The 21,495-nt window shown below is 67.5% G+C and carries 19 protein-coding genes; 9 read left to right on the top strand and 10 right to left on the bottom strand.

Annotated elements, in window-relative coordinates; genetic code table 11:
• Window positions 1–70: 70 nt before the first annotated feature.
• Together VGC47_10340 and VGC47_10335 are read right to left on the bottom strand one after the other, a co-directional pair.
• Window positions 71–352, bottom strand: coding sequence for a hypothetical protein (locus tag VGC47_10340; GenBank protein HEX9855704.1), 282 nt, complete (start codon window positions 350–352; stop codon window positions 71–73).
• A gap of 109 nt (window positions 353–461) precedes the next feature.
• On the bottom strand, window positions 462–1,295 hold the full coding sequence (locus VGC47_10335; protein HEX9855703.1) for a DMT family transporter: 834 nt from the start codon (window positions 1,293–1,295) through the stop codon (window positions 462–464).
• Window positions 1,296–1,436: 141 nt separating this feature from the next.
• Here VGC47_10335 and VGC47_10330 point away from each other — a divergent pair, with 141 nt between their 5' ends.
• The 5 genes from VGC47_10330 to VGC47_10310 all read left to right on the top strand — a co-directional run bounded on the left by VGC47_10330 (window position 1,437) and on the right by VGC47_10310 (window position 7,093).
• A complete protein-coding gene (locus VGC47_10330; protein ID HEX9855702.1) occupies window positions 1,437–1,934 on the top strand; it encodes a calcium-binding protein in 498 nt (165 codons plus the stop codon).
• Between the two features lie 98 nt (window positions 1,935–2,032).
• Window positions 2,033–3,325, top strand: coding sequence for an acetyl-CoA C-acyltransferase (locus VGC47_10325; GenBank protein HEX9855701.1), 1,293 nt, complete (start codon window positions 2,033–2,035; stop codon window positions 3,323–3,325).
• The gene (locus VGC47_10320; protein HEX9855700.1) at window positions 3,322–5,496 is read left to right on the top strand and encodes a 3-hydroxyacyl-CoA dehydrogenase NAD-binding domain-containing protein; all 2,175 of its coding nucleotides are present in this window, start codon (window positions 3,322–3,324) and stop codon (window positions 5,494–5,496) included. The genes VGC47_10325 and VGC47_10320 overlap by 4 nt, the downstream gene beginning before the upstream one ends.
• A gap of 129 nt (window positions 5,497–5,625) precedes the next feature.
• Window positions 5,626–6,354: a hypothetical protein gene (locus tag VGC47_10315; protein HEX9855699.1), complete on the top strand. Its 729-nt coding sequence runs from the start codon at window positions 5,626–5,628 to the stop codon at window positions 6,352–6,354.
• Window positions 6,355–6,382: 28 nt separating this feature from the next.
• Complete coding sequence (locus VGC47_10310; GenBank protein HEX9855698.1) at window positions 6,383–7,093, top strand: hypothetical protein; 711 nt, start codon at window positions 6,383–6,385, stop codon at window positions 7,091–7,093.
• 2 nt (window positions 7,094–7,095) lie between these two features.
• Here VGC47_10310 and VGC47_10305 read toward each other — a convergent pair whose 3' ends face one another.
• From VGC47_10305 to VGC47_10285, 5 genes are all read right to left on the bottom strand, one after another.
• Window positions 7,096–8,919, bottom strand: a complete 1,824-nt coding sequence (locus VGC47_10305; protein HEX9855697.1) for an ABC transporter transmembrane domain-containing protein — start codon at window positions 8,917–8,919, stop codon at window positions 7,096–7,098.
• 44 nt (window positions 8,920–8,963) lie between these two features.
• Window positions 8,964–9,638, bottom strand: coding sequence for a hypothetical protein (locus tag VGC47_10300; GenBank protein HEX9855696.1), 675 nt, complete (start codon window positions 9,636–9,638; stop codon window positions 8,964–8,966).
• Window positions 9,628–10,173: a sigma-70 family RNA polymerase sigma factor gene (locus VGC47_10295; GenBank protein ID HEX9855695.1), complete on the bottom strand. Its 546-nt coding sequence runs from the start codon at window positions 10,171–10,173 to the stop codon at window positions 9,628–9,630. The genes VGC47_10300 and VGC47_10295 overlap by 11 nt, the downstream gene beginning before the upstream one ends.
• 118 nt (window positions 10,174–10,291) lie before the next feature.
• Window positions 10,292–10,774: a hypothetical protein gene (locus VGC47_10290; protein HEX9855694.1), complete on the bottom strand. Its 483-nt coding sequence runs from the start codon at window positions 10,772–10,774 to the stop codon at window positions 10,292–10,294.
• Between the two features lie 85 nt (window positions 10,775–10,859).
• Complete coding sequence (locus tag VGC47_10285; GenBank protein HEX9855693.1) at window positions 10,860–11,288, bottom strand: hypothetical protein; 429 nt, start codon at window positions 11,286–11,288, stop codon at window positions 10,860–10,862.
• A gap of 159 nt (window positions 11,289–11,447) precedes the next feature.
• Here VGC47_10285 and VGC47_10280 point away from each other — a divergent pair, with 159 nt between their 5' ends.
• A complete protein-coding gene (locus VGC47_10280; protein ID HEX9855692.1) occupies window positions 11,448–12,638 on the top strand; it encodes an MFS transporter in 1,191 nt (396 codons plus the stop codon).
• 18 nt (window positions 12,639–12,656) lie between these two features.
• Window positions 12,657–13,688: an ATP-dependent DNA ligase gene (locus VGC47_10275; GenBank protein ID HEX9855691.1), complete on the top strand. Its 1,032-nt coding sequence runs from the start codon at window positions 12,657–12,659 to the stop codon at window positions 13,686–13,688.
• Window positions 13,689–13,833: 145 nt separating this feature from the next.
• On the opposite strand, the gene VGC47_10270 is transcribed toward VGC47_10275, so the two are convergent.
• The 3 genes from VGC47_10270 to VGC47_10260 form a co-directional block, all read right to left on the bottom strand.
• A complete protein-coding gene (locus VGC47_10270) occupies window positions 13,834–14,415 on the bottom strand; it encodes a hypothetical protein (protein ID HEX9855690.1) in 582 nt (193 codons plus the stop codon).
• A gap of 104 nt (window positions 14,416–14,519) precedes the next feature.
• On the bottom strand, window positions 14,520–15,674 hold the full coding sequence (locus VGC47_10265; GenBank protein HEX9855689.1) for an aminoglycoside phosphotransferase family protein: 1,155 nt from the start codon (window positions 15,672–15,674) through the stop codon (window positions 14,520–14,522).
• A 50-nt stretch (window positions 15,675–15,724) separates the two neighbouring features.
• Entirely contained in the window at window positions 15,725–16,060 is a 336-nt protein-coding gene (locus VGC47_10260) for a hypothetical protein (protein ID HEX9855688.1), read from the bottom strand.
• A 136-nt stretch (window positions 16,061–16,196) separates the two neighbouring features.
• Here VGC47_10260 and msrB point away from each other — a divergent pair, with 136 nt between their 5' ends.
• Window positions 16,197–16,577: a peptide-methionine (R)-S-oxide reductase MsrB gene (msrB, locus tag VGC47_10255; GenBank protein ID HEX9855687.1), complete on the top strand. Its 381-nt coding sequence runs from the start codon at window positions 16,197–16,199 to the stop codon at window positions 16,575–16,577.
• A gap of 80 nt (window positions 16,578–16,657) precedes the next feature.
• Window positions 16,658–21,427, top strand: coding sequence for an NAD-glutamate dehydrogenase (locus tag VGC47_10250; GenBank protein HEX9855686.1), 4,770 nt, complete (start codon window positions 16,658–16,660; stop codon window positions 21,425–21,427).
• The last annotated feature ends 68 nt before the right edge of the window (window positions 21,428–21,495 follow it).

Genomic DNA, 21,495 nt, shown 5'->3' with positions numbered 1-21,495 from the left:
CACCAACTCTACTCGTGAGCGGCGGGCAACCTTCCGGGCTTGGCGTGGATTGGTTGGCTCCGAAGAGCGCTCAGCGCTGCTCGTACCGGTTCTGGCGCTTATTCGCCGACACGATGTCGTCCGGCGTGGCGCCTTCGACCTTGGCGCCGTAGAACATGCGCCGGAGGCGAGCCTCGACCTCGGCCGCTTCCTCGGCCTTGAACTCGTACGTGTAGCCATTGAGGCGATGGAGCCGGTCCGTCATGGCATCGGAGTAGCTCTTGCGCGAGTCGTCTCCCGATCCGGCCGGTGACTCGAGCCACTCTCCGGTCGGGATCTCCTCCTCGGCCTTCTTGCGACGGCGAAAGATCATGGTCGGGTTTATCGGCAGTGCGCCCGTGGAAATACAGCCTCGTTCGGGAAATGGGGCGAGCGCCCCAGATGACGAGGGCCGGTCAGGCGAGTGTCACCGGCGAGCAGTCTCAGCCGGCGGCCACCATGCCGATTGCGATGAGAGCGAGTCCGAGGCCTGCCAGCCGTGTCCTCGTGAGACGCTCCGACATGACGAGCCGCGCCAGGACCACGGTTGCCGCAGGGAACATCGCGGCGAGAACCGAGGCGACCGCCAGTGAGCCGGTTTGCGTCGCCAGGATGAACGCCCCGTTTCCGACGATGGTGGCGGCGCCCGCCCCTACGAGCGGCGCGACCGCCGGCCTGGAAGGCACGAGGTCTCTTCGCAGGACCAGGGCGACGAACACGAGGAACACGCCTCCGGCGGCCCGGGCCGGGGCCAGCGGCCAGATGCCTGCATCCTGTGACGTGAGTCCGAGGAAGACGAGGAGCCACCCGAAGCCGAGGCCGGCGGCGACGCCGTATGCCACCCCGACACCAGCGTGCGTCCCCTTCGTCGTCGACCTCCCTCGGCTGATGAGCCAGATCCCCCCCATTCCGACCAGGAGACCCGCAGTCGTCAGGGTTCCCGGTCGATCGCCCGAGATGAAGGCGTAGGCCACAGGGAATCCCGCCGCGCCGACCGCGGCGATCGGGGAGACGATCGCGATGTCACTTCGAGAGAATCCGGTGTACAGCGCCACGATGCCGATCGCTCCGCAGACCCCTGCAGCCGCGCCCCACCCCAGATCGACTGCCGTCGGGTTGCCCCCGACGAACGGTGCGATTGCGAAGGTGGCGACGATGCCGGCCAGGTGCGACGCGATCGCGATCGCCACGATGCGGCCATGCCGGCTCGCCAGTCCGCCCAGGAAGTCGCCCGAGCCCGAGAAGACGGCCGCCATCAGGCCGAAGAGGATCGCCATCTCCTCAGGCTATGACGCTTTGTCCCGGGCCGAGCGCACCTCGCACCGAGGTCGGCTGAACCGTGTCCGGCCGTTCCGGCACGCTCCTCGGGGGCACGGCCCACACCAGCGACGTGCCACTTGCTGGTACGGTCTGGCGCCATGCGGAAGAGAACGGTCGTGGCGTTCGCAGTGCTCTCCGCGATGGTGGTTGGGCCGCTCTCGCAGGCGGGCGGGGTGCCGAACACGTGCCAGGGCAAGAAGGTGACGATCTCCGGCACGAGCGGCGACGACTTCCTGCAGGGCACTCCCGACCGGGACGTGATCGCCGGAGGAGACGGGAACGACTTCATCCAGGGCTTCGGCGCGAGAGACACCATCTGCGGTGGCGACGGCCAGGACACCATCTACGGTGGATCGGGCGCTGACAGCATTCGAGGTGGAAAGAAGCGCGACGTCGTCTTCGGAGGCGACGGCGACGACTACGTCTACGGCGGCCATGGCGACGACACGCTGTACGGAGAGAGGGGCAGGGACCGTCTCTTCGGTCGCAAGGGGGCGGACGTCCTCTGGGGCGGTCCGCAGCGCGACAGGCTGCGGGGCGGCCCCGGCAAGGACTTCTGCTACGAGGGGGAGAACACGAAGTCGTGCAAGCAGTGATCTGCGGTGTGGCCCGGCGTTTGTTCGCCGCGAAAATTGAGCTCTCGCTCAAGTTCTAGGATTCGGCGCACGGCCGGCGGGCCGAAAGGACGTGACACGTGACGCCACGAGAGAAACGCAGGGTTGCCATCGTGGGTGGCCTGCGCACACCGTTCGTCAAGTCCGCCACGACGTTCAAGGAGCTCTCGGCCCTCGATCTCGCAGCCGCCAACATGACAGAGTTGCTCGCCCGCTCGCCCTTGTCCCACGACGACGTGGATCTCGTGATCTTCGGCGCAGTCGTCGCAGACGTCGCCGCTCCCAACATCGCCCGCGAGGTGGCGCTGCGATCGGGGCTCCCTGCGAGGGTCGATGCCTACTCGGTGAGCCGGGCGTGCGCCACGTCCACCCAGGCGATCGTCGATGGGGCGCGGGCCATCATCGAGGGGTCGGCAGACGTCGTGATCGCCGGGGGAGCAGACAGCCTGTCGCGCCCGCCGATCACCTACGACGGCGCGGTCGTCGACGCCCTCATGAGGGCGGGAGCGGCCAAGGACGCCATCTCGAAGACGAGAGCGTTCGCCGGGCTCCGTCCCAAGCATCTCGTGCCACGTCCGCCGGCCCTCGCCGACCTCTCGAGTGGGTTGACGATGGGTCAGGCCGCCGAGAAGATGGCGCGCGAGAACCGCATCGATCGCGCAGCCCAGGATCTCTACGCTCTCGAGTCGCACCGCAAGGCGACCGACGCGTGGGAGAAGGGCGTCTTCGACGACGAGGTGATGACCGTGGCGGTTCCGGCGGCGTACGAGGTCGTCGTGCGGCGCGACGGCATACTGCGGCCCGACTCGACCCTCGAGAAGCTGGCATCGCTGCGTCCCGTGTTCGACCGCGTCAACGGGACCGTCACGGCGGGCAACTCCTCTCCTCTGACTGACGGGTCGGCGGCCATCGTTCTCATGAGCGAGCAGGCCTGCCACGAGAGGAGCATCGAGCCGAAGGCGTTCGTCCGATCGTGGGGGTTTGCGGCCATCGATCCGTCCTGGCAGATGCTGATGGGTCCGGCTTTTGCCGTGCCGGACGCCCTGGATCGGGCTGGGTTGACGATGGCCGACATCGACGTGGTCGACTTCCACGAGGCCTTCGCGGCTCAGATGCTGTCGAACCTGGCTGCGTTCGGTTCCGACGACTGGGCGCGTCGTAACCTGGGCCGTGACGGGGCGGTGGGGCCCATCGACGAGGATCGGCTCAATCTGTACGGTGGCTCGATCGCCCTCGGTCACCCGTTCGCGGCCACAGGTGCTCGTCAGGCGCTCACAATGGCGAATGAGCTGCAGCGGCGAGACGGCGGAACGGCGCTGATCGCACAGTGCGCGGCCGGAGGGCTCGGGGCGGCCCTGGTCCTCGACCGATGAGGGCCGGAGCAGACGACTCGCACGCCGAGGTCGGCGGTCACGTCCGCGTCGAGATCGATGACGACATCGCCGTCATCGTTGTCGACCGAGTTGGTGAGACGGTCAACACGCTGGATCCCGATGTCGCCGAATCCCTCTTCGCTGCGATCGATCGATGTGCATCCGATGCAGCGGTGCGTGGAATCGTGCTGACGTCCGGCAAGCCGGACAGCTTCATGGCAGGTGCCGATGTCAGATGGCTGATGACGCTCGAAGACTCGTCCGAGGCCGTCGCCCGGCTCGCCGGAATGCACGCCGCCCTCGATCGCCTCGAGAAGCTCGGCCGCAGAGGCGGAAAGCCGGTGGTCGCCGCGATCCACGGCCCGTGCCTGGGCGCCGGCCTCGAGGTGGCCCTCGCCTGCTCGGCGAGAGTCGCCAGCGACGATGAGGCACGCACGCAGCTCGGCCTCCCGGAGATCCGCCTCGGGCTGATCCCAGGGGCGGGCGGAACCCAGCGCCTTCCGAGACTCGTCGGGCTTCCGGCGGCGCTCGAGATGATCCTGACCGGGCGCTCGGTGCGCCCCCGCAAGGCCTCACGCATCGGCCTCGTCGACGTCATCGTCCCGCACGAACACCTGTTGCGGACGGCTCGTGGGCTGGCTCGGGAGGGCGCCGGCCAGAGGAGCTCCCGTCGCTCGCTCACCCCTTCGGCTCGCCGCCTCGGGCTCGATTCGAATCCCGTCGTGCGTCGGCTGGTGCTCGCCAGAGCCGAGCAGCGGGCGGCGAAAGAGACGAAGGGGAACTACCCGGCGCCTGCCGCGGCCATCCGGGCCGTCCGAGCAGGGCTCGGGCGCCGCCGGGGGTCGGGAGCGGCAGTCGAGCTCGAGGAGTTCGGCAGGCTTCTCATCGGCCCAGAGGCGCGGGCGCTCATGTCGATCTTCCTGGCGACTCGAGCGTCGAAGCGCGGTTTCACCCTCGAGGAGTATCCGGCGGCCCGTCGTGCCCGTGACGTCGGAGTCGTCGGCGGTGGGCTGATGGGCTCCGGGATTGCCGCCGTGACGGTCGCCACGGCGGGTGTCAGGACCCGCGTCAAGGAAGTGAGCACCGAAAGCTCAGCGCGAGTCCTCAGAGCCGTTGGGTCGGCAGTCGATGGCCTCGTGGCAGGCCGCAGGATGACGGAGGCGACCGGTGACCGGTCCAAGCACCTGCTGACCGTGACGACGGACTGGACCGGATTCGCCAAGGTCGACCTGCTCATCGAGGCGGTGTTCGAGGACTTGGAGGTGAAGACCGGAGTACTGCGCCAGTTCGAGGAGATTGCGGGCCCCGGCGCCGTCTTTGCCTCCAACACGTCCTCGATTCCGATCTCGCGCATCGCTGCGAACGCAGCCGACCCCACCAGGGTCATCGGTATGCACTACTTCTCTCCCGTCGAGAGGATGCCGCTTCTCGAGATCGTCGTCACAGAGAAGACGTCCGGCGACGTGATCGCCACCGCAGCGGATCTGGGGAGGCGCCAGGGCAAGACGGTGATCGTCGTCAACGACGCTCCAGGGTTCTACACGACACGCATCCTCGGTCCATACGTGAACGAAGCGGCCCGGATGCTCGGCGAAGGCGTATCGATCAGGGTGGTCGACGGCGCGATGGAGCAGGTCGGCTTCCCCGTCGGCCCCTTTGAGTTGCTCGACGAGGTCGGCATCGACGTGGCCGCCAAGATCGCCACCGTGTTGCACGACGCATACGGCGATCGGATGGCGCCGCCTCCGGGCCTCGCCTCCCTGGTCGCAGCAGGCAGGATGGGGAGGAAGAAGGGACTGGGGTTCTACACCTACGAGGGCGGGAAGAGGCGCCGGCCCGACCCGACGGTCGCCGCCCTCGTCGGAGCGACGTCCGTCACCAAGCCGTCCCAGGAGGAGATCAGCGACCGGCTGATCCTGGCGATGGTGAACGAAGCGGCGCGGTGCCTCGACGACGGCGTGCTCAGTGGGGCCACGGACGGTGACCTCGGGGCCGTGCTCGGGCTCGGGTTCCCCCCGCACCTCGGGGGCCCGTTCGCGTACTTGGATCGCCTGGGCGCGGGCGGCGCAGTGGCTCGCTTGCGCCGGCTCGCAGAGCACCATGGGAGTCGATTCGAGCCGTCGCCGCTGCTCACGAGCCTTGCGGAGAGCGGAGGATCATTCCACGGATGAGCCTTGCCTTGACGTGACCATCGACTACTATCCGTGGCGGTAGGGCCGCACGCGCTGCATCGCGTCGAAGCACGTGTCCAGTGGGAGCAGGCCGAGACAGGCAGCGACTCTTCGGACGATCACGTACAGATGCTTGGTAGGAACTTCACCCTGAGGTGCGCATTCCCGTGCGCCGCCATCGCCTTCGTCGTCGCGACGTTGCTCACCGCGATCGGCGCGGCTGCCCAGGCCGTCCCACAGACGACGGTCCCGTATTTCATGGCCGGCCCACAATGCTCCGACGAGGGCGTCGGGTACATCAGATGGCGCGTCGAGAACACGGAGGCCGTCACCCACCACCTCGTGATCGCCGTCGAGGGCCAGGACGTGGTCGGCCCGATCAAGGTCAAGCCGGGTGTGACGAGGTCTGGCACGCTCTCGCACACAGCAAGCGGGAGCGCGGTGAAGTCGGTGGTCGCTCGTTGGTCCGACGTGGGTCACCAGGCCGCCGCCACGCTCCTGATGCACCTGAGCCTCTGCTCGGGCGGTGAGCCGCGCGGGCCGTGGTTCATCGCGGGGCAGTACTGCAAAGCGGGCAACAACAAGGTCCGCTTCAAGCTGGAGAACACCGCGGACGAGACGATCGCCATGAGCGCCACGGTGACGAACGAGTTCAACCAGGGCTCCACCCGCATCTGGCCGTCGGATGCACCATCGAAGGCCATGGCAAGTGGTGCCAGGATCACGAAGAACCGTATCATCCCGGCGCCGTACGGCCCTGGTGACGAGGTCAGGCTGCGGGGCTGGTGGCTGACGGGCGACCCGAGCGCGCACAACCGGGTGGCGTTCGAGCTCCTCGATTGCGGAGGAAGCTCATGACGAGGAAGCGCACAGGAGGACTTTCGTGATGACCCGAGGCAGGAAGATGAGGACGATCTCGACGACAGTCATCCTCGCCGTCGGTCTGGCGGCCCTCCCGACGCCGGGTGCTTCGGCCATCCCGGCAACCCCGCTGCCGTTCTTCATGGCAGGCGGGCAATGCGACACGGGGTCGCCATACGTCAGGTATCGCGTCACGAACAAGGACTCGGAGAAGCACCAGCTCGTCATCAAGGTCGACGGGGACCGCGTCGTCGGGCCGGTGACCGTCAAGAGGGGCGAGACGGTGAAGGGCAAGTTCGTCTACGACCTGCCTCCCAACAAGTCACGCTCGGTGGTTGCGAGGTGGAAGGACGAAGACTCGTCCCATCGTGCCAAGCTGAGGTTCCGGACGGACAACTGCGAGCAGGGAGCGGCCCGCGGCCCGTGGTTCATCGCCGGTCAGCACTGCGGTGCGAGCGGCGAGAATCGCGTTCGATTCTCGGTCAAGAACAACAAGTCGACCGCCCAGCCGGTGGACATCAGGCTCACCAACCACTCCAACCAGAACGAGGTGCAGCTTTGGCCGAACAACGACGACTTCAGGATGATGGAGCCGGGTGAGAAGGTCACGAAGTCTCGGGACATCCCGCTGCAGTACGGGCCGGGCGACGAGGTGAGGGTTCGCGCCTATTGGGTCGTCGGCGATCCGGGAGCCCACAATCGCGCCGTGTTCCGCCTGTTCGACTGCGGCGCCTGACCTCAGTCGGGCGGGGAGGCCGGAGTAGGCTCGTCGCGGAACTGGAGCTCGAAGAGGTCGGCGTACAGCCCGGCCCGGGCGATCAGCGAGTCGTGGGTGCCATCCTCGATGATGCGCCCACCATCGATCACCAGTATCCGATCGGCGTTGCGGACGGTCGAGAGCCTGTGGGCGATGACGATGGTCGTTCTGCCACCCATGAGGCGATCGAGGGCCTCCTGGACCTGTGATTCGGACTCGGAGTCGAGCGAGCTGGTCGCCTCGTCGAGGATCAGGACTCGCGGGTCCTTGAGCACCGCCCTGGCGATGGCGACCCGCTGCCTCTGGCCACCCGACAGCTTCACCCCACGTTCGCCGACCACCGTGCGATAGCCGCTTGGGAAGGAGGCGATGAAATCGTGGGCGTTGGCGGCGGCCGCGGCCGCCTCGAGTTCCTCCTGCACAGCATCGGCCTTGCCGATCAGCAGGTTCTCTTCGATGGTGCCGGAGAAGAGCTGCGTCTCCTGGGGTACGGCGGCCATGTGCTTGCGGAGGTCGGAGATCCGCAGCCGGCGCACGTCGACGTCGTCGAGCAGGATCGTCCCCGCATCGGGGTCGAAGAATCGCGGGATCAGCTGCACGAGTGTCGACTTGCCTGCCCCGCTCGGACCGACCAGGGCGACCAGCTCCCCGGGTTGCACCTGGAACGTCACGTCGTCGAGCACGCGGACGTCCCGGTCGCCGTATCCGAACGAGACGGATTCGAAGGTGATCCGCCCTGCCACCTCGTCGAGGACCGTCGGGTGCTCGACCTCCGTGACCTCGCTTCGTTCATCGAGGAGCTCGAAGATCCTGCGCGATGCGCCGAGTGCCTCCTGGAGCTGGGCGTACAACCCGGTGAACGTCCCGAGGGCTCCGGCGACCGTGAGGGTGTACACGAGGAACGTCACGAGGTCTCCCGCCGTCATCGAGCCCTCGGCGATCAGCCGCCCGCCGCGCCACAGGACGAAGGCGAGCGTCCCGAACGCCACGAGCGTGATCGTCGGCGTGAACACGGCACGCCACCTCGCTCTGCGCAGCGCCACCCGGTACGACTCGTCGACGGCCGATCCGTACCGCCCGATCATCTCGGGCTCGGATGTGAACCACTTGACCACCCGGCTGGCGGCGATCGACTCCTCCGCGATCGCATTCGCCTCGGCGACCTTGTCCTGGAACTCCGTCGATATCCGCCGCAAACGCCTTCCGAAGAACGCCCCGGCGATGATCATCGGCGGGAGAAAGAGGAGTACCGAGAGGGCGAGCGGCGGGCTGATGATGACGATCAGCGTCACCGCGCCGATGAACGTGACCACCTGAGCCAGCGCCTGAGCCAACGCCGTCGATACGGCGCCCTGCACCGTGCCGACGTCGGACGTGAGGCGGCTGGTGATCTCGCCGGTCTTGCGGCCGTCGAAGAAGCGGACGGGCAACAGCATCAGATGCGCGTAGACCGCCTTGCGCAGGTCGGCTACCACTCCTTCTCCCATGGATGAGAGGAAGTACAGGCGCACGAAGTTGAACCCCGCCTGCACCGTGAAGACGAGCACCAGGATCACTGCCCACCGGTCGACCTCCCTGGTGTCGCCGGCGGCGCTCCGGGCAAGTGCGCTGTCGACCAGGGTCCCCAGGATCCTCGGGAACACCAGGCCGGCTGCGGTGGCGACGAGGACGCCGACGAGGGCGATGGCGAGCCGGCGCCGATAGGGGCGCACGAAGGCGAGCATGCGCCGCAACTGAGCCAGGTCTGCCCTGGTAGGGCGCCCAGCACCGGTGTCGGCGCGGCGGGCGGGACGGGTTGGCCGCATCACGGCACAATCGTAAGGCGGCCCAGGTGGGCCGACGTCTCCCGTCAGTCTCCCAACGTGATGCCGATGGAAGTCCAAGCGAGCAGGAACCCGACCCCGATCGCAGCGGCGACGAGCAGCCAGGCCACCCAGCGGGGGAGCTTGGCCCCGGCATCCGTCGAGTTCTTCACGAGGGCGACGAGCGGGAGCGCCATCATCGTCGCGGCGTGGAGCACCCCCATGATGAGGAACAGACCGCCGACCCGGGCGGCGGCCTCGAAGATCTGGACACCGATCATGTGCTCGGCGTAGGCAGCCGGGGCCTCGAGTCGGGCCGTCAGCAGGACGTATCCCGCGAAGACCAGGTAGTAGGCGATGTCGAGCATGCGGAGCAAGCGGGCACCGCGGTCCTCGGAGTGGAGCAGCTCGCTGGCGAAATCCCTTCCGAAGCGGCGGATCGCTGGGCCGAGCGCAGCCGTCAGCGTCACGAGGACGACCGTCTCCAGGGCTTCGATGGCAACCCAGTCGATGCGTTTGCCTCCGCCGTTCGTCACCGCGAACGCTGCCGCGATGACGGCGGCGGTCAGCACGGCGACCACGACGAAGACGACGAGTCGGATCCTTCGCCTGTGCGCCTTGTCCTCCTCGATGGAGTACAGCACCCTGCTCCACAGGTCCTCGCTCGGGGCGAGCCCGGCGGTGTGTCGCAGGGCAGCGGCGAGGCGCTGCTCAGTGGTCATGCGACGCCTCCAATCGTGTCTCGAGCGCTGCCAACCCGCGCCGGCAATGCGTCTTCACGGAGTTGGGTGAGATGTCGAGGGTCTCTGCGATCTCGCGTTCGGAGAGCTCCAGGTAGAAGCGCAGCACGAGGCAGTCGCGCTGCCGGGCGGGCAGGTCGCCAAGCGCATCGAGGACCACTGCGTCTGCGGCCGCGTCGACCACGTCTTCCTCGAAAGCCATAGTCGACTCCGGGAGCATCGAGTTGCGATGCCGCAACGACATCAGCCCCCTCCTGTTGTGGTCCCTGGCGAGGTTGAGGACGATCGATCTCAGGTACGGAACCGCCTTCTCCGGGTCGATGATCCGATCTGCGGAGCGGTGCAGCCGGATGAATGCTTCCTGGACGAGATCTTCCGCCGCGTTGCGATCGTCTGTGAAGATCCGCGCCAGCCGAACGAGCGATGCCCCCTGTCGGGTGAAGAGATCGGCGACGAGAGCGTCTGGGTCGAGCCGGCCGCTCATCGATGCGTCGATTCGCTCGGCTCTCGCCGTCACGTCCGGCGGGCTCCCCGTAGACGCGCTCCATCTCCGCTGCGGTCGTGTCGATGTGGCGCGGGCGGAACAGGGATGGGCGGCGGTTGGAGCCGCCGCCCTCCCTCGCTCGCCATCTGGGTCAGCGCAGGTCTACGCATGCGAGCCGTATGGACGTGTTCGCCGGGTAGTGGATGATGATCGATTGAGCTTCCTCCCTCGCCCAATCACCGTGGCTGGCGGTGCCGAGCCCGTTCCCTGCCGCTGACGTGGTGATCGTCGGCCAGATCTCGTTGACCGCGTCGACCGCCCCACCGACCTGGCGCTGGTAGTGACCACCTCCGGGAGGCGTGGCGCTGCAGGGGGCATTGTGCACGTGCGACGGGTAGGTGGTGTTCGGATCGAGGCCGCGAACGGCGGCGACCACCGAGGTCGTGCCGCCGTGTGCCGACGTCCTGACCATGACGGCCAGGCCGGTGACGTGGTAGCCGAGCGCCTCTCCTCCCGGCAGCGTGTGGAAACGCCCTGCCGTGACCTCGGCTCGAGTGTGCGCGGTGGCGGGCGTGGTGCTCACTGCTCCGAGCACCGCGAGCGCAGCCACTGTGACGGCCATTCTTCGTTTCATGGTCCTTCTCCCTGATCCGTGACCGGTGGCGGACCGGCCCCCCGTGGCGAGCGGGTGATCATGATCATCTGTGAGGCGGCGGCCCTCAGGCCGCTTCGATGTGGCGTGGCTCCTCGTCCAGCTGCTTGTTGAGGCTGAAGAGCCTGCCGATGACCGGCAAGCTGAGCACGTTGAGGCCGTGCAGCAGGCCCATGAGGAGGGTCATCCCCCCGATGCGCATCACTGACGCTTGGAGCTGCTGCCCGTTCACCTCCGGACTCCATCCGGTATCGCGTTGCCAGCGGATGCTGAACAGGATGTACGCCCCGAAGATCAGGTAGTACGCGAAATCCATCAGTACCAGATAGCTCTTGCCCGTCCTTGGGTTTGCGCGAAACACGTCGGCGGCGTAGCTCTTGCCGAACCTCTTGATGAGTGGGCCGAGCGCCGCGACGATGACGACGAGGATGGCTGCAGTGATGATCTCCAGCGTCCACCATTCCACCGTGAGCTCCTCCTTGGCGAGTGTGTACATGGTGACAGACGATCTGGAGCCCTCGCAGGGTGACACGGATGTTCCGCGGCATGACTGAGGCGGCGCGGCGACCACCGCGTTCCCGGCCGACCACGTGGAATTGCACCCCTGCCGGGCTGGACGGGCTGCTGCCCACCGTGCTCTAGCGTTGCGGCCTCCATGGATCGAGTCATGACGCCGCAGTTCGCCCGGGTGTGGATCGCCGGGTTCCTCCAGGAGCTGTCGTACAGCCTGATGGTCCACTTTCCCGGTCACCTGTCCGAGCTCGGGGCGACCGAGTCACGCATCGGCTTGGTGTATGCGGCCGCCTCGGTGGTCGCACTCGCCTTGCGTCCGGTCATCGGAAAGGTGCTCGATCACACGAGACGCCGCACCGTCCTGCTCGTCGTCGGAGTGCTCAACGCCGGCAGTCTGATGATGCTGACGATGTTCGAGACGCTCGGAGGAGCACTGGTGGCGGTGTACGTGATCCATCGCTTCCTGCAGATCGTGATGTTCACAGCGATGCTCACATACGAGGCCGACTCGCTACCCGAGCGACATCGCACGAAGGGCCTCGCCCTGTTCGGGCTGGCAGGACTGATCCCGATCGCCACCGGAGGGGCGCTCGGAGACGTCGTGATCGGCCGGGTCGGATTCGATGGCCTGTTCGTTGCCGCGGCTGCGGCGCAGCTCGTCTCGTGGGCGCTGGTGTGGGCGCTCCCGCCGCTGCCCGACGGAGCGCGCGGCGTCGAGCCGCGCCGCAATTTCTGGGCGGCGCTCGCGCAGCGCGACCTCCTTCCGATGTGGTTCATGGCGATCTTGTTCGGTGCCGGGCTCGAGACGATCTTCACCTTCACGCGAACCATGGTCGACGAGCGGCGCGTCGGCACCGTCGGCCTCTTCTTCGGCGTGTACGGGGCCGTCGCCATCGCCGGCCGGGTTGCGGCGAGCAGCCGCTTCGACAGGGCGCCGCAGCGGGCACTCCTCGTATCGTCGATCGCTGCCATCGGGGCCGGGATCGTCCTGGCGGGCAGCGCCACCCGGCTTTCGACATTCATGGTCGCGGCTGCGCTGTCCGGCCTCGGGCACGGGCTCTCCTACCCCATCCTGTCGTCACAGATCGTGTCCCGGGCGAGGGCCGCCGAGCGCGGATCGGCGATCGCCATCTTCACGTCGATATTCGACGTCGCCCTCTTCACCGTCACCCCCCTCGTCGGTCTCACGATCGACCTCAGCGGCTATCCGGCTGCTTTCGGCGGTGTCGGCATCGCAGTTGTCGCGGGCGCTCTCGTGTACGCCTGGTGGGATCGGTCCCTGCGGCCGAGCCCGTCGCCCATCACGCCTCCCTCGGTTCCCGAGGCGGTCTGACGTCCGTATTGTGGCGCGATGAGCGAATGGCCATTCGAACCGCCCATCCTGCCGATGCTCGCCAAGGTGAAAGAATCGCCACCCGAGCCTCCCGGGTGGGTGTACGAGCCGAAGTGGGACGGGTTCAGAGCGATCGCCTGGGGCGGCACGGAGGTTCGCCTCGACAGCCGCAACAAGCGCCCGCTGCTCAGGTACTTCCCCGAGCTCGAGGCCGCATTGCGCCAGCTTCCTGCGGGTTCGGTCGTCGACGGTGAGGTGGTCGTCATCATCGACGACGTCACCCAGTTCGATCAGCTGCAGCTCCGCATCCATCCGGCTCGGTCTCGCGTTGAAATGCTCTCGGACGAGATCCCTGCGGAGCTGGTGGCGTTCGATCTCCTGGCACACGACGGCGAGGACCTTCGGGAGCGGCCTTACACCGAGCGGCGCCAGCGGCTCGAATCGTTGTTCCATCGGGTCGGCCACCCATGGCACCTCACGCCGGTGACGGACGATCTCGCAGTGGCGTCGGAGTGGTTCGATGCGTTCGAAGGCGCAGGCTGCGACGGCATCATCTGCAAGCAGGCGGACGGCGTGTACCGCCAGGACAAGCGGGATTGGCTCAAGTGGAAGCATCGCCGTGACTGCGACTGTGTCGTCGGCGGGTACCGCGTCCACAAGGACGGCGGCAAGATCGGCTCCTTGCTCCTCGGCGTCTACAACGATGCCGGCGACCTCCACTTCATCGGGCACTGTTCCGGCTTCTCGGACAGCGACCGATCCTCGCTGCTCGCCCGATTCGAGGAGCTTCGGGCCGATGTGAGCTTCGGGGGAGGGGATGCGGCGCGTATGCCCGGTGCCCTCAGCCGCTGGTCGCAAGGCAAGGATCTCGATTGGATCCCCGTCGAGCCGGACGTGGTCGTCCAGGTGTCGTACGATCAGCTCGAAGGCGGGCGTTTCCGGCACGCCGCCAGGTTCGAGCGGTGGCGCCCGGACAAGCCCGCCGAGCAGTGCACGATGGATCAGCTCGAACGCCCCAAGGTGGTCGGGTTCAGCACCGTGGTCTCCTGACTCCCAACCGCCTCGAGCTACGCCGCCGTCGCACGGCAGGTATCGATTCGCTGGGCCCGGGCAGTCGAGACAACGCCCGCCCCTCGACGTTCGGGAGCCCTCCTTGTCGGAAGGCTCCCGAACCGTCGGCTGATCCGTGGGGCGGTCAGTCGCTGGTGTCTGCGGAGCCGCTGGTGTCTGCGGAGCCGGACGTATCGGCGCTGTCTTGGTCACCCTCGTCGTCGTCTCCGTCGGGGCCGCTGTTGTCGTCGTCTCCGCCGGGGCCGGTGTTGTTGTCGTCGTCTCCGCCGGGGCCGGTGTTGTTGTCGTCGTCTCCGCCGGGGCCGCTGTTGTCGTCGTCTCCGCCGGGGCCGCTGTTGTCGTCGTCGTTACTCGTGTCGGTCGTGTCGGTCGTGTCGGTCGTGTCGGTCGTGTCGGTCGAGCCGGTCGTGTCGGTCGTGTCGGTCGTGTCGGTCGAGCCGGTCGTGTCGGTCGTGTCGGTCGAGCCGCTGGTCTCCGTTGCATCGAAAGGCGTCGCCGCCGAGTCACCGCGCTCGATCGTCACGACAGGTCGATCGGAAGTCAGGCGAGCGATCCGCGCCGGCGTCACCTGCTCGAGGCGCACCACCTCGTCGAGGTCGATCGGCGGTGCACTGCCGGCGTCTCGTGCGATGGCGGCCCCGGTACCGGTGGTGACCACCATCACGAGCGATCCCCCAACGACCTTCCATCTCTTTGCTACAACCACGTTGGCCTCCTTGCCGTCGAATGGACTGTGATCGTCGATGAGAGCGCGTTAACGGTGCATCAACCGACGACAAAGCGACCGCGAATCTCAATCGGATGGCAGCGTCACACGATCGGGGTGGACATCGTGTCTACCGAGTCGAGCCAAGCCTCGACGAGTGCGAGCCGCTCGCTCGTCCTCGCCGGCCAGTCCTCCTCCTGGACCCGGAAGGGACCCGTGGCCAGCCCGAATATTGCGGCAGCAGTCTTCCTGCGCAGGGCCGCACCATCGACGACGGCGTCGAAGTCCCTCACCAGATCGGCACCGTAGGACCGCACCGCAGCCGGAGCTGCCGAGATGGTGGCGACCGTGGCGGCGTGGCCGAGCATCTGCGCCAGATCGTTGACTCGGCGCCCCGCTCCTGCGGTGTCGACGTCGACGAGCCCGACGATGTCACCTTCGTCGACGAGCACCTGTCCCAAGTGGAAGTCGCCATGAGCCGCCACCGATGCTGAGTCATCCCCCAGCGGACCGGCCCGCCTCGCCAGGTCGGCGATGCGCCCCGCCTGGCGCGGCAGGACCGCTTCGAGCAGTCTGGCGTGATCGGCGACCCGGTCGTCGGGTCCGGCCACCTTCCCTGACGTGGGCGAGAGGGGTAGGCGGTTCAGGAGGTCGACGAGGGCTCGACCACTCGGCCTCGCTCGACCTGCCTCGACGACGTCTCGCAGCGTTCGCCCGGGCATCGCCTCGAGGGCGACGATCCCGAGGTCGGCTGCCAGCCCCAGGCTGTGCGGGATCGGGACCTCGTCCGCCAATGCGACATGGTGGTCGTGCAGTGCTCGAGTGCGGTGCGGCCGCACGACCTTCAAGAAGACACGTGCTTCTTCTGTCGTCACCTCGACGACGGCTCGCCTGCCCGCCCGATACGTCCTGGTCCGGACGCGAACGTCTCTCCCCGCGGCTCCGAGGGTCTCGAGCAAGCCCCGCACCCGATCGGCGTCGACCGCCGACGCCAGGCCGGGCAGGAATGGGTCGTGCGGGAATCGCCAGAAGGCGATGCGATGCCCGGCGGCCTCGACGCTCGGAAGGTCGTCCGGCACGTCGAGCCCGGACACGGCGGTCACCATCACCTCTGCCCCCGCCACGGTCACGACGAACTGGACGGTGATGTTGCGGCGTGGGACGTACCGAACCTGGACGATCCGTACTGCGCCGACGCTGCCACCCGCCAGGACGGAACGGACGAGATCGGGACCTCCCTCTCCGAGCAGCGCCGCCACGGCGGGCAGCTTCGGGTCGGTGACGTCGGCGCCTCCTGGCAGGTGACCGCTCAGTCTGCCCCGAGCTCTCTCATGAAGCGATCGATCGTCTGGCCCCCGACCGACTCGCCGTACCGCTCGTCGAGGATCTCTCGCATCTTCGACAGCACGAGCTCCTTCTGGTCGTCGATCGGCATGAGGGGCCTCTCGATGAGCTCCGTGCCGTCGATCCATGGCTTGGCGTCGTTGACCGCCCACGGGACGAGGATGAGCCAAGACCAAAGAGACTTGCCTGCCACCTCAGCTCGCCGCGTCATGCCGACGCATCCGTAGGGCAGCGAATCCCACTCCATCGAGCCGACGAGGGAGCGCCCGTCGGGCATCCCGGGATCATCTCGGGCTGTCATGACGGCCAGGGTAACTGTGGCCTCGGCCTATCGATCGATGGCGGGTCCCGTCATCGGCGGGCTCGAGCGCGGCGCCCGTGGATCCGCCGTCGGTCAGCCTGGCGGCATTCCTCCGGCACCCTCCTAGGCTGAGCCCATGACGGACGACGCTGAGCTGAGGGACCGCCTGACACCGCTCCAGTACCACGTCACGCAAGAGGCCGGCACCGAGCGGGCCTTCACCGGCGAGTACTGGGACAGCAAGGGCGATGGGCTCTACCGCTGCATCGTGTGCGACGCCCCGCTCTTCTCGTCCGAAGCGAAATACGACTCGGGCACCGGCTGGCCCAGCTTCTTCGAAGCGATCGACCACGACCGCGTCGCCACGCATGAGGACAGCAGCATGGGCATGGTCAGGACGGAGGTGCAGTGTGCCTCGTGCGGTGCCCACCTCGGTCACCTGTTCCCGGACGGTCCGCGCCCGACTGGGACCCGCTACTGCATGAACTCGGCCTCGTTGCGCCTGGAGGGCGGCTGAGCGGCCGCGTCGCTATCAGGGTTCAGCGTTTCCGTGGCGACTGCCGATAGAGTCGGTGAGACACTTCGCGTGGTGGACGATTGGTCGACAGCGAAATCGAGGGATCTACCGAGGCCGTGCTGAACCGGCTCCGTGAGGCGGATGCTTCGTCGGTTCTCCAGAGCTATGCCAGGATCTTCCTCCGCAGGCTTCCGCTCGACCTGCTGGACTCGCTCGGAGTCGACGCCGCCAGGCGCCTCGTCGAGGACACGTTCGCCTTCGTCGACTCGGCACCTGCCGGCCCCTCTCACGTCAGGGCGTTCGTCCCGACGATCGAGCGCAACGGCTACGAGCGCCCGGTGACGGTCATCGAGATCCTCTCGCCCGACATGTCCTTTCTGGTGGACTCGGTCACGAACGAGCTCCAGCTCCTCGGCTACTCGGTCGACGCCGTGTTCCACCCGGTCATCGGCACCGTGCGGGACGCCGCCGGGCGGCTCGTCGACGTCGTTCCCGCAAGGGCCGCCGAGGCTCGAGAGTCGTTCCAGCACTACGAGTTGAGCGCCTCGTTGTCGGGCGAGGAGATGGAGGGGCTCGAACGGCGCCTCACCGCCGTGCTCGGAGATGTCCGCAAGGCCGTCGACGACTTCCGCCCCATGCAGCAGGCGGTTCATCGCATGATCGACCTGGCCAAGGCGGGCACGTCGGCGTATCCCGCCGCCACCGTGGACGAGGCGATCGCCTTCCTCGAATGGCTCCTCGAGGACAACTTCGTCTTCCTCGGCTATCGCGAGTATGCGATCGCTCCCGGAGACGAGGGCGACGTCATCTCTGCGGTGCCCGGGTCGGGGCTCGGCATCCTGCGCGGCACCGCGACGTCCCGCTTCGCCGAGCCCGTGCTCATCAGCACCCTCTCGCCTCGTCTGCGGGCCCGGTACGAGGAGGGGAGGCTCCTCGTGATCTCGAAGTCAAACACGGAGTCACGGGTGCATCGCAGAGTGAGGATGGACTACGTCGGGATCAGGCACATGTCGAGTGACGGTCGGGTCATCGGCGAGGCCCGCATGCTCGGGCTCTTCACGTCGAAGGCGTACATGGCGCCGGCAGACACATTGCCCGAGCTCCGCAGCAAGCTGGCCGAGATCCTCGACGCCGAGGACACGATCGTCGGCTCGCACTACTACAAGGAGCTCGTCCAGCTGTTCAACAGCTTCCCGAAGGACGAGCTCTTTGCAACTCCGACCGAGGGGATCAGGATGAGCCTGGTCGGCCTCGTCCGCCTCCAGGAGCGTGAGCAGGTCAAGGTCTTCGTGCGACCCGATCTGCTCCGCCGGAGCGTCTCCGTCCTCGTTGTCGTCCCGCGCGACCGCTTCAACGGAGAGCGCCGCATGGAGATCCAGGAGATCGTCCGTCAGGAGTACGGCGGGGCGTCGGTCGACTACCGCCTCTCACTCGGCGAAACCGGCACGGCGCGCATGCACTTCACCGTGTGGGTCGACGAGAGAGTGCCGGAGGTGCCGCTCGCACAGCTCGAGAACCGTGTCGTCGCAGTGACGAGGACATGGGACGAGATCATGGTCGAGAGGATGTCGGCTCACCGGGGTCGCGCCGCCGCCAAGAGGCTCGTCGAGGCATGGTCGCCGTGCCTCCCCGAGTACTACAAGTCGTCGACCCACCTCGACGTCGCCATCGGAGATCTCGCCAGGCTCGAGGAGCTCGCAAGCACAGGCGAGGCGGTCGTCGTCGGGGTGCAGCACGAGGACCGCAACGGCGAGTCCCTCTCCCGGCTCACGATCTATCGATCAGAAACCCGCTTGGAGCTGTCGTCTGTGATGCCGATCCTCGAGGACCTCGGCCTGCGCGTCGTCGAGGAGGTTCCGACGCGGGTTCAAGACGGTGAGGAGACGATCTTCATCCACGACTTCGGGGTCCTCGACCCGGAAGGCGCGCCGATCGAGGTGGACCGGTGCGGCAGCCGAGTCGCCGCCACCGTCAGGTCTGCGCTCACAGGGGCGTCCGAGTCGGACAGTCTCAACCGCCTGATCGTCAACTCACGGCTGACACATGACCAAGTGACCGTCCTGAGGGCATACCGCACCTACTGGCAGAGGGTCGGCTCCGGATTCACGCAGGCATACATCAACGGGACGTTCGCCCGGCACCCGCTCATCGCAGAGCTGATCACAGACCTCTTCGAGGCGCGCTTCGACGCCTCCGGCGCCGGGTGGGAGCGAGAGGTCGACCTCGTCGACGAGTTGCAGGACCGGCTCGATGCAGTCGACTCGCTCGATGAGGACAGGATCCTGCGCGGCTTCCTGGGCCTTGTGCTGGCGACTCTGCGCACGAACGTGCACGTTCCCGGACGCCGCTCGCTCTCGTTCAAGTTCGACTCCGCCCGGGTACCCGGTATGCCGGCGCCTGCTCCCTTCACGGAGGTGTTCGTGTACGCCCCGGACGTCGAGGGAATCCACCTCCGGGGTGGCAGGGTCGCTCGGGGCGGGATCCGCTGGTCCGTGCGCAAGGAGGACTACCGCACCGAGGTGCTCGGTCTCATGAAGGCACAGATGACGAAGAACGCCGTCATCGTTCCTACCGGCTCGAAGGGCGGGTTCGTCCTCCGCGGGACGTCAGCTGACGCTCCGACGCCGGAGGGCGTGCGCCAGGCTTACTCGACGTTCATCGCCGGACTCCTCGACGTCACCGACAACCTGGTTGCCGGCCGTGTGATCCATCCCCCGGATGTGGTGGTACACGACGGCGGCGACCCGTACCTCGTCGTCGCCGCCGACAAGGGGACGGCGACGTTCTCCGACCTCGCCAACGAGATCGCCGCCGGCTACGGCTACTGGCTGGGAGACGCATTCGCCTCAGGCGGATCGGCCGGCTACGACCACAAGGCACTCGGCATCACGGCGCGGGGTGTGTGGGAGTCCGTCAACTGGCACTTGCGGGAGCTCGGGATCGACCCCGAACACCAGGCCTTCTCGGTGGTCGGCGTCGGCGACATGTCGGGCGACGTCTTCGGCAACGGGATGCTCCTGTCGAACAAGGTGAAGCTCGTCGCAGCCTTCGATCATCGCCACGTCTTCATAGATCCTGATCCGGACCCGGCCGCTTCCCACGCCGAGCGGAAGCGGCTCTTCGAGCTTCCCCGCTCCTCGTGGGCCGACTACGACCGCGACCAGATCTCACACGGCGGCGGGGTGTGGCCACGCACCGCCAAACGAATCGACCTGTCGCCCGAGGCGCGCGCCGCCCTCGGGATCGACGCCGTCGCCCTCACCCCGAGCGAGGCCATCAAGGCGATCCTCAGGGCGCCGGTGACGCTCCTTTGGAACGGCGGCATCGGAACCTATGTCAAGGCGTCGACGGAGGGCAACGACGAGGCAGACGACCGGGCGAACGACCCCGTCAGGATCGATGCGTCCGAGCTGCGGTGCCGGGTCGTCGGCGAGGGCGGCAACCTGGGATTCACTCAGCTCGGCCGGGTGGAGTACGCCGGCCGCGGTGGCCGCATCTACACGGACTTCATCGACAACTCGGGAGGCGTCAATTGCTCGGACCGCGAGGTCAACCTCAAGATCCTGCTCGGTCTCGCCGAGGAGGCGGGCGAGCTGACGAGGGAGGCGAGGGACGAGGTCGTCGCCGCGGTCGCCGACGACGTGGTGGCGAAGATCCTCTACGACAACTTCCTGCAAGCACAGATCCTCGCCCAGGAGGTCGCCGCGGCTCCCTGGCGTATCGAGGCCCACGAGGATCTCATGCACCAGCTCGAGATGCAGGGACTCCTCAGCAGGTCGATCGAGCGGCTCCCCTCGACCGACGAGATGAGCGACCGCTCGCGATCGGGGGCCGGGCTCACGGCGCCTGAGTTGGCCGTGCTTCTCGCATACGCCAAACGCGTGCTGCGCGACCAGCTCGTCGTCTCCGACCTGACGGCAGCCGATGACTTCGATGAGGAGCTCGCTTCGTACTTCCCGGAGGCGGTGGTCGAGCTCTTCGGGCACCTCCTCGAGAGGCACCCGCTGCGCCGCGAGCTGATTGCGACGATGGTCGCCAACGAAGTGGTGAACTCCGAGGGGATCACCTTCGTGTCGCGTCTCGCCACCGAGGCAGGGGCCCGCCCGGATCAGGTTGTGACGGCTTACCGCGTCGCCAGGCGCGTGACGGGGGCCGAGGAGCGCTGGTCGGCCGTCGAGTCCCTGGTCGGCGTCATCGCCCCCGAGACCGAGCGCGAGCTGCTCACCGGCATCGACGAGCTGGCCGAGACCGTCGCCAGGTGGAACCTCGCCCACATGGGCAACATCCCGACGCGCCAGGTCGTCGCCGGCGCCAAGCCGAGCTTCGACGAGCTGGCCGCCATCATCGGAACGATCGGCCCCTCCGCATGGCGTGAGGAGCGACAGGGCGAGATCGCCAGGCTCGAGGCGCTCGGAGTGCCCTCCCACGTCGCGGCGGCGCACGCCTATCTCGAGGATCTGGTGCACGCCCCGGCGATCATCGAAGTTGCCGACCGCACAGGCCACTCGCTGCGCGACGTAGCTGAGGTCTTCTTGCTCGTCGGCCCGGCGTTCGAGATCGACTGGCTCGAGAAGCAGCTCGACTCGCTCCCCTCGGCGTCACGATGGCACCGCCAGGCCGCCCAGGCGATGGGCGACGAGCTGGCGGCTCTGCGCAGGCAGCTCGCCGAGAGGATCCTCGAGTCGGCAAGAGGTGCCACTCCGGAAGCGGCGGTCGACTCGTACCTCGTCGACAGGACGGCGGGCGTCGCCCAGCTCACCCGGTTCGCCCAGGCGCTCGCGGCAGACGGGGTGGACGACGTCGCCACCGTGCTCGTCGCCATGAAGCACATCCGCAACCTGCTGCGGTGAGCCTCCGCCGTTGCCGGCCACTCCTGGTGGACGACGGTGACCCAGAGTGAGGCATCCCCGAATAGAGC

Source organism: Acidimicrobiia bacterium (assembly GCA_036396535.1).
Taxonomy (GTDB): Bacteria; Actinomycetota; Acidimicrobiia; order Spongiisociales; family UBA5794; genus DASWKR01.
This window is presented reverse-complemented; position numbering and strand designations above follow the sequence as displayed.

Excerpts from the sequence above, each read along its gene's own strand:
- VGC47_10340 (HEX9855704.1), bottom strand. The coding sequence starts at position 352 with ATGATCTTTCGCCGTCGCAAGAAGGCCGAGGAGGAGATCCCGACCGGA.
- VGC47_10335 (HEX9855703.1), bottom strand. The coding sequence starts at position 1,295 with ATGGCGATCCTCTTCGGCCTGATGGCGGCCGTCTTCTCGGGCTCGGGC.
- VGC47_10330 (HEX9855702.1), top strand. The coding sequence starts at position 1,437 with ATGCGGAAGAGAACGGTCGTGGCGTTCGCAGTGCTCTCCGCGATGGTG.
- VGC47_10320 (HEX9855700.1), top strand. The coding sequence starts at position 3,322 with ATGAGGGCCGGAGCAGACGACTCGCACGCCGAGGTCGGCGGTCACGTC.
- VGC47_10315 (HEX9855699.1), top strand. The coding sequence starts at position 5,626 with ATGCTTGGTAGGAACTTCACCCTGAGGTGCGCATTCCCGTGCGCCGCC.
- VGC47_10310 (HEX9855698.1), top strand. The coding sequence starts at position 6,383 with ATGACCCGAGGCAGGAAGATGAGGACGATCTCGACGACAGTCATCCTC.
- VGC47_10305 (HEX9855697.1), bottom strand. The coding sequence starts at position 8,919 with ATGCGGCCAACCCGTCCCGCCCGCCGCGCCGACACCGGTGCTGGGCGC.
- VGC47_10300 (HEX9855696.1), bottom strand. The coding sequence starts at position 9,638 with ATGACCACTGAGCAGCGCCTCGCCGCTGCCCTGCGACACACCGCCGGG.
- VGC47_10290 (HEX9855694.1), bottom strand. The coding sequence starts at position 10,774 with ATGAAACGAAGAATGGCCGTCACAGTGGCTGCGCTCGCGGTGCTCGGA.
- VGC47_10285 (HEX9855693.1), bottom strand. The coding sequence starts at position 11,288 with ATGTACACACTCGCCAAGGAGGAGCTCACGGTGGAATGGTGGACGCTG.
- VGC47_10280 (HEX9855692.1), top strand. The coding sequence starts at position 11,448 with ATGGATCGAGTCATGACGCCGCAGTTCGCCCGGGTGTGGATCGCCGGG.
- VGC47_10275 (HEX9855691.1), top strand. The coding sequence starts at position 12,657 with ATGAGCGAATGGCCATTCGAACCGCCCATCCTGCCGATGCTCGCCAAG.
- VGC47_10260 (HEX9855688.1), bottom strand. The coding sequence starts at position 16,060 with ATGACAGCCCGAGATGATCCCGGGATGCCCGACGGGCGCTCCCTCGTC.
- msrB (HEX9855687.1), top strand. The coding sequence starts at position 16,197 with ATGACGGACGACGCTGAGCTGAGGGACCGCCTGACACCGCTCCAGTAC.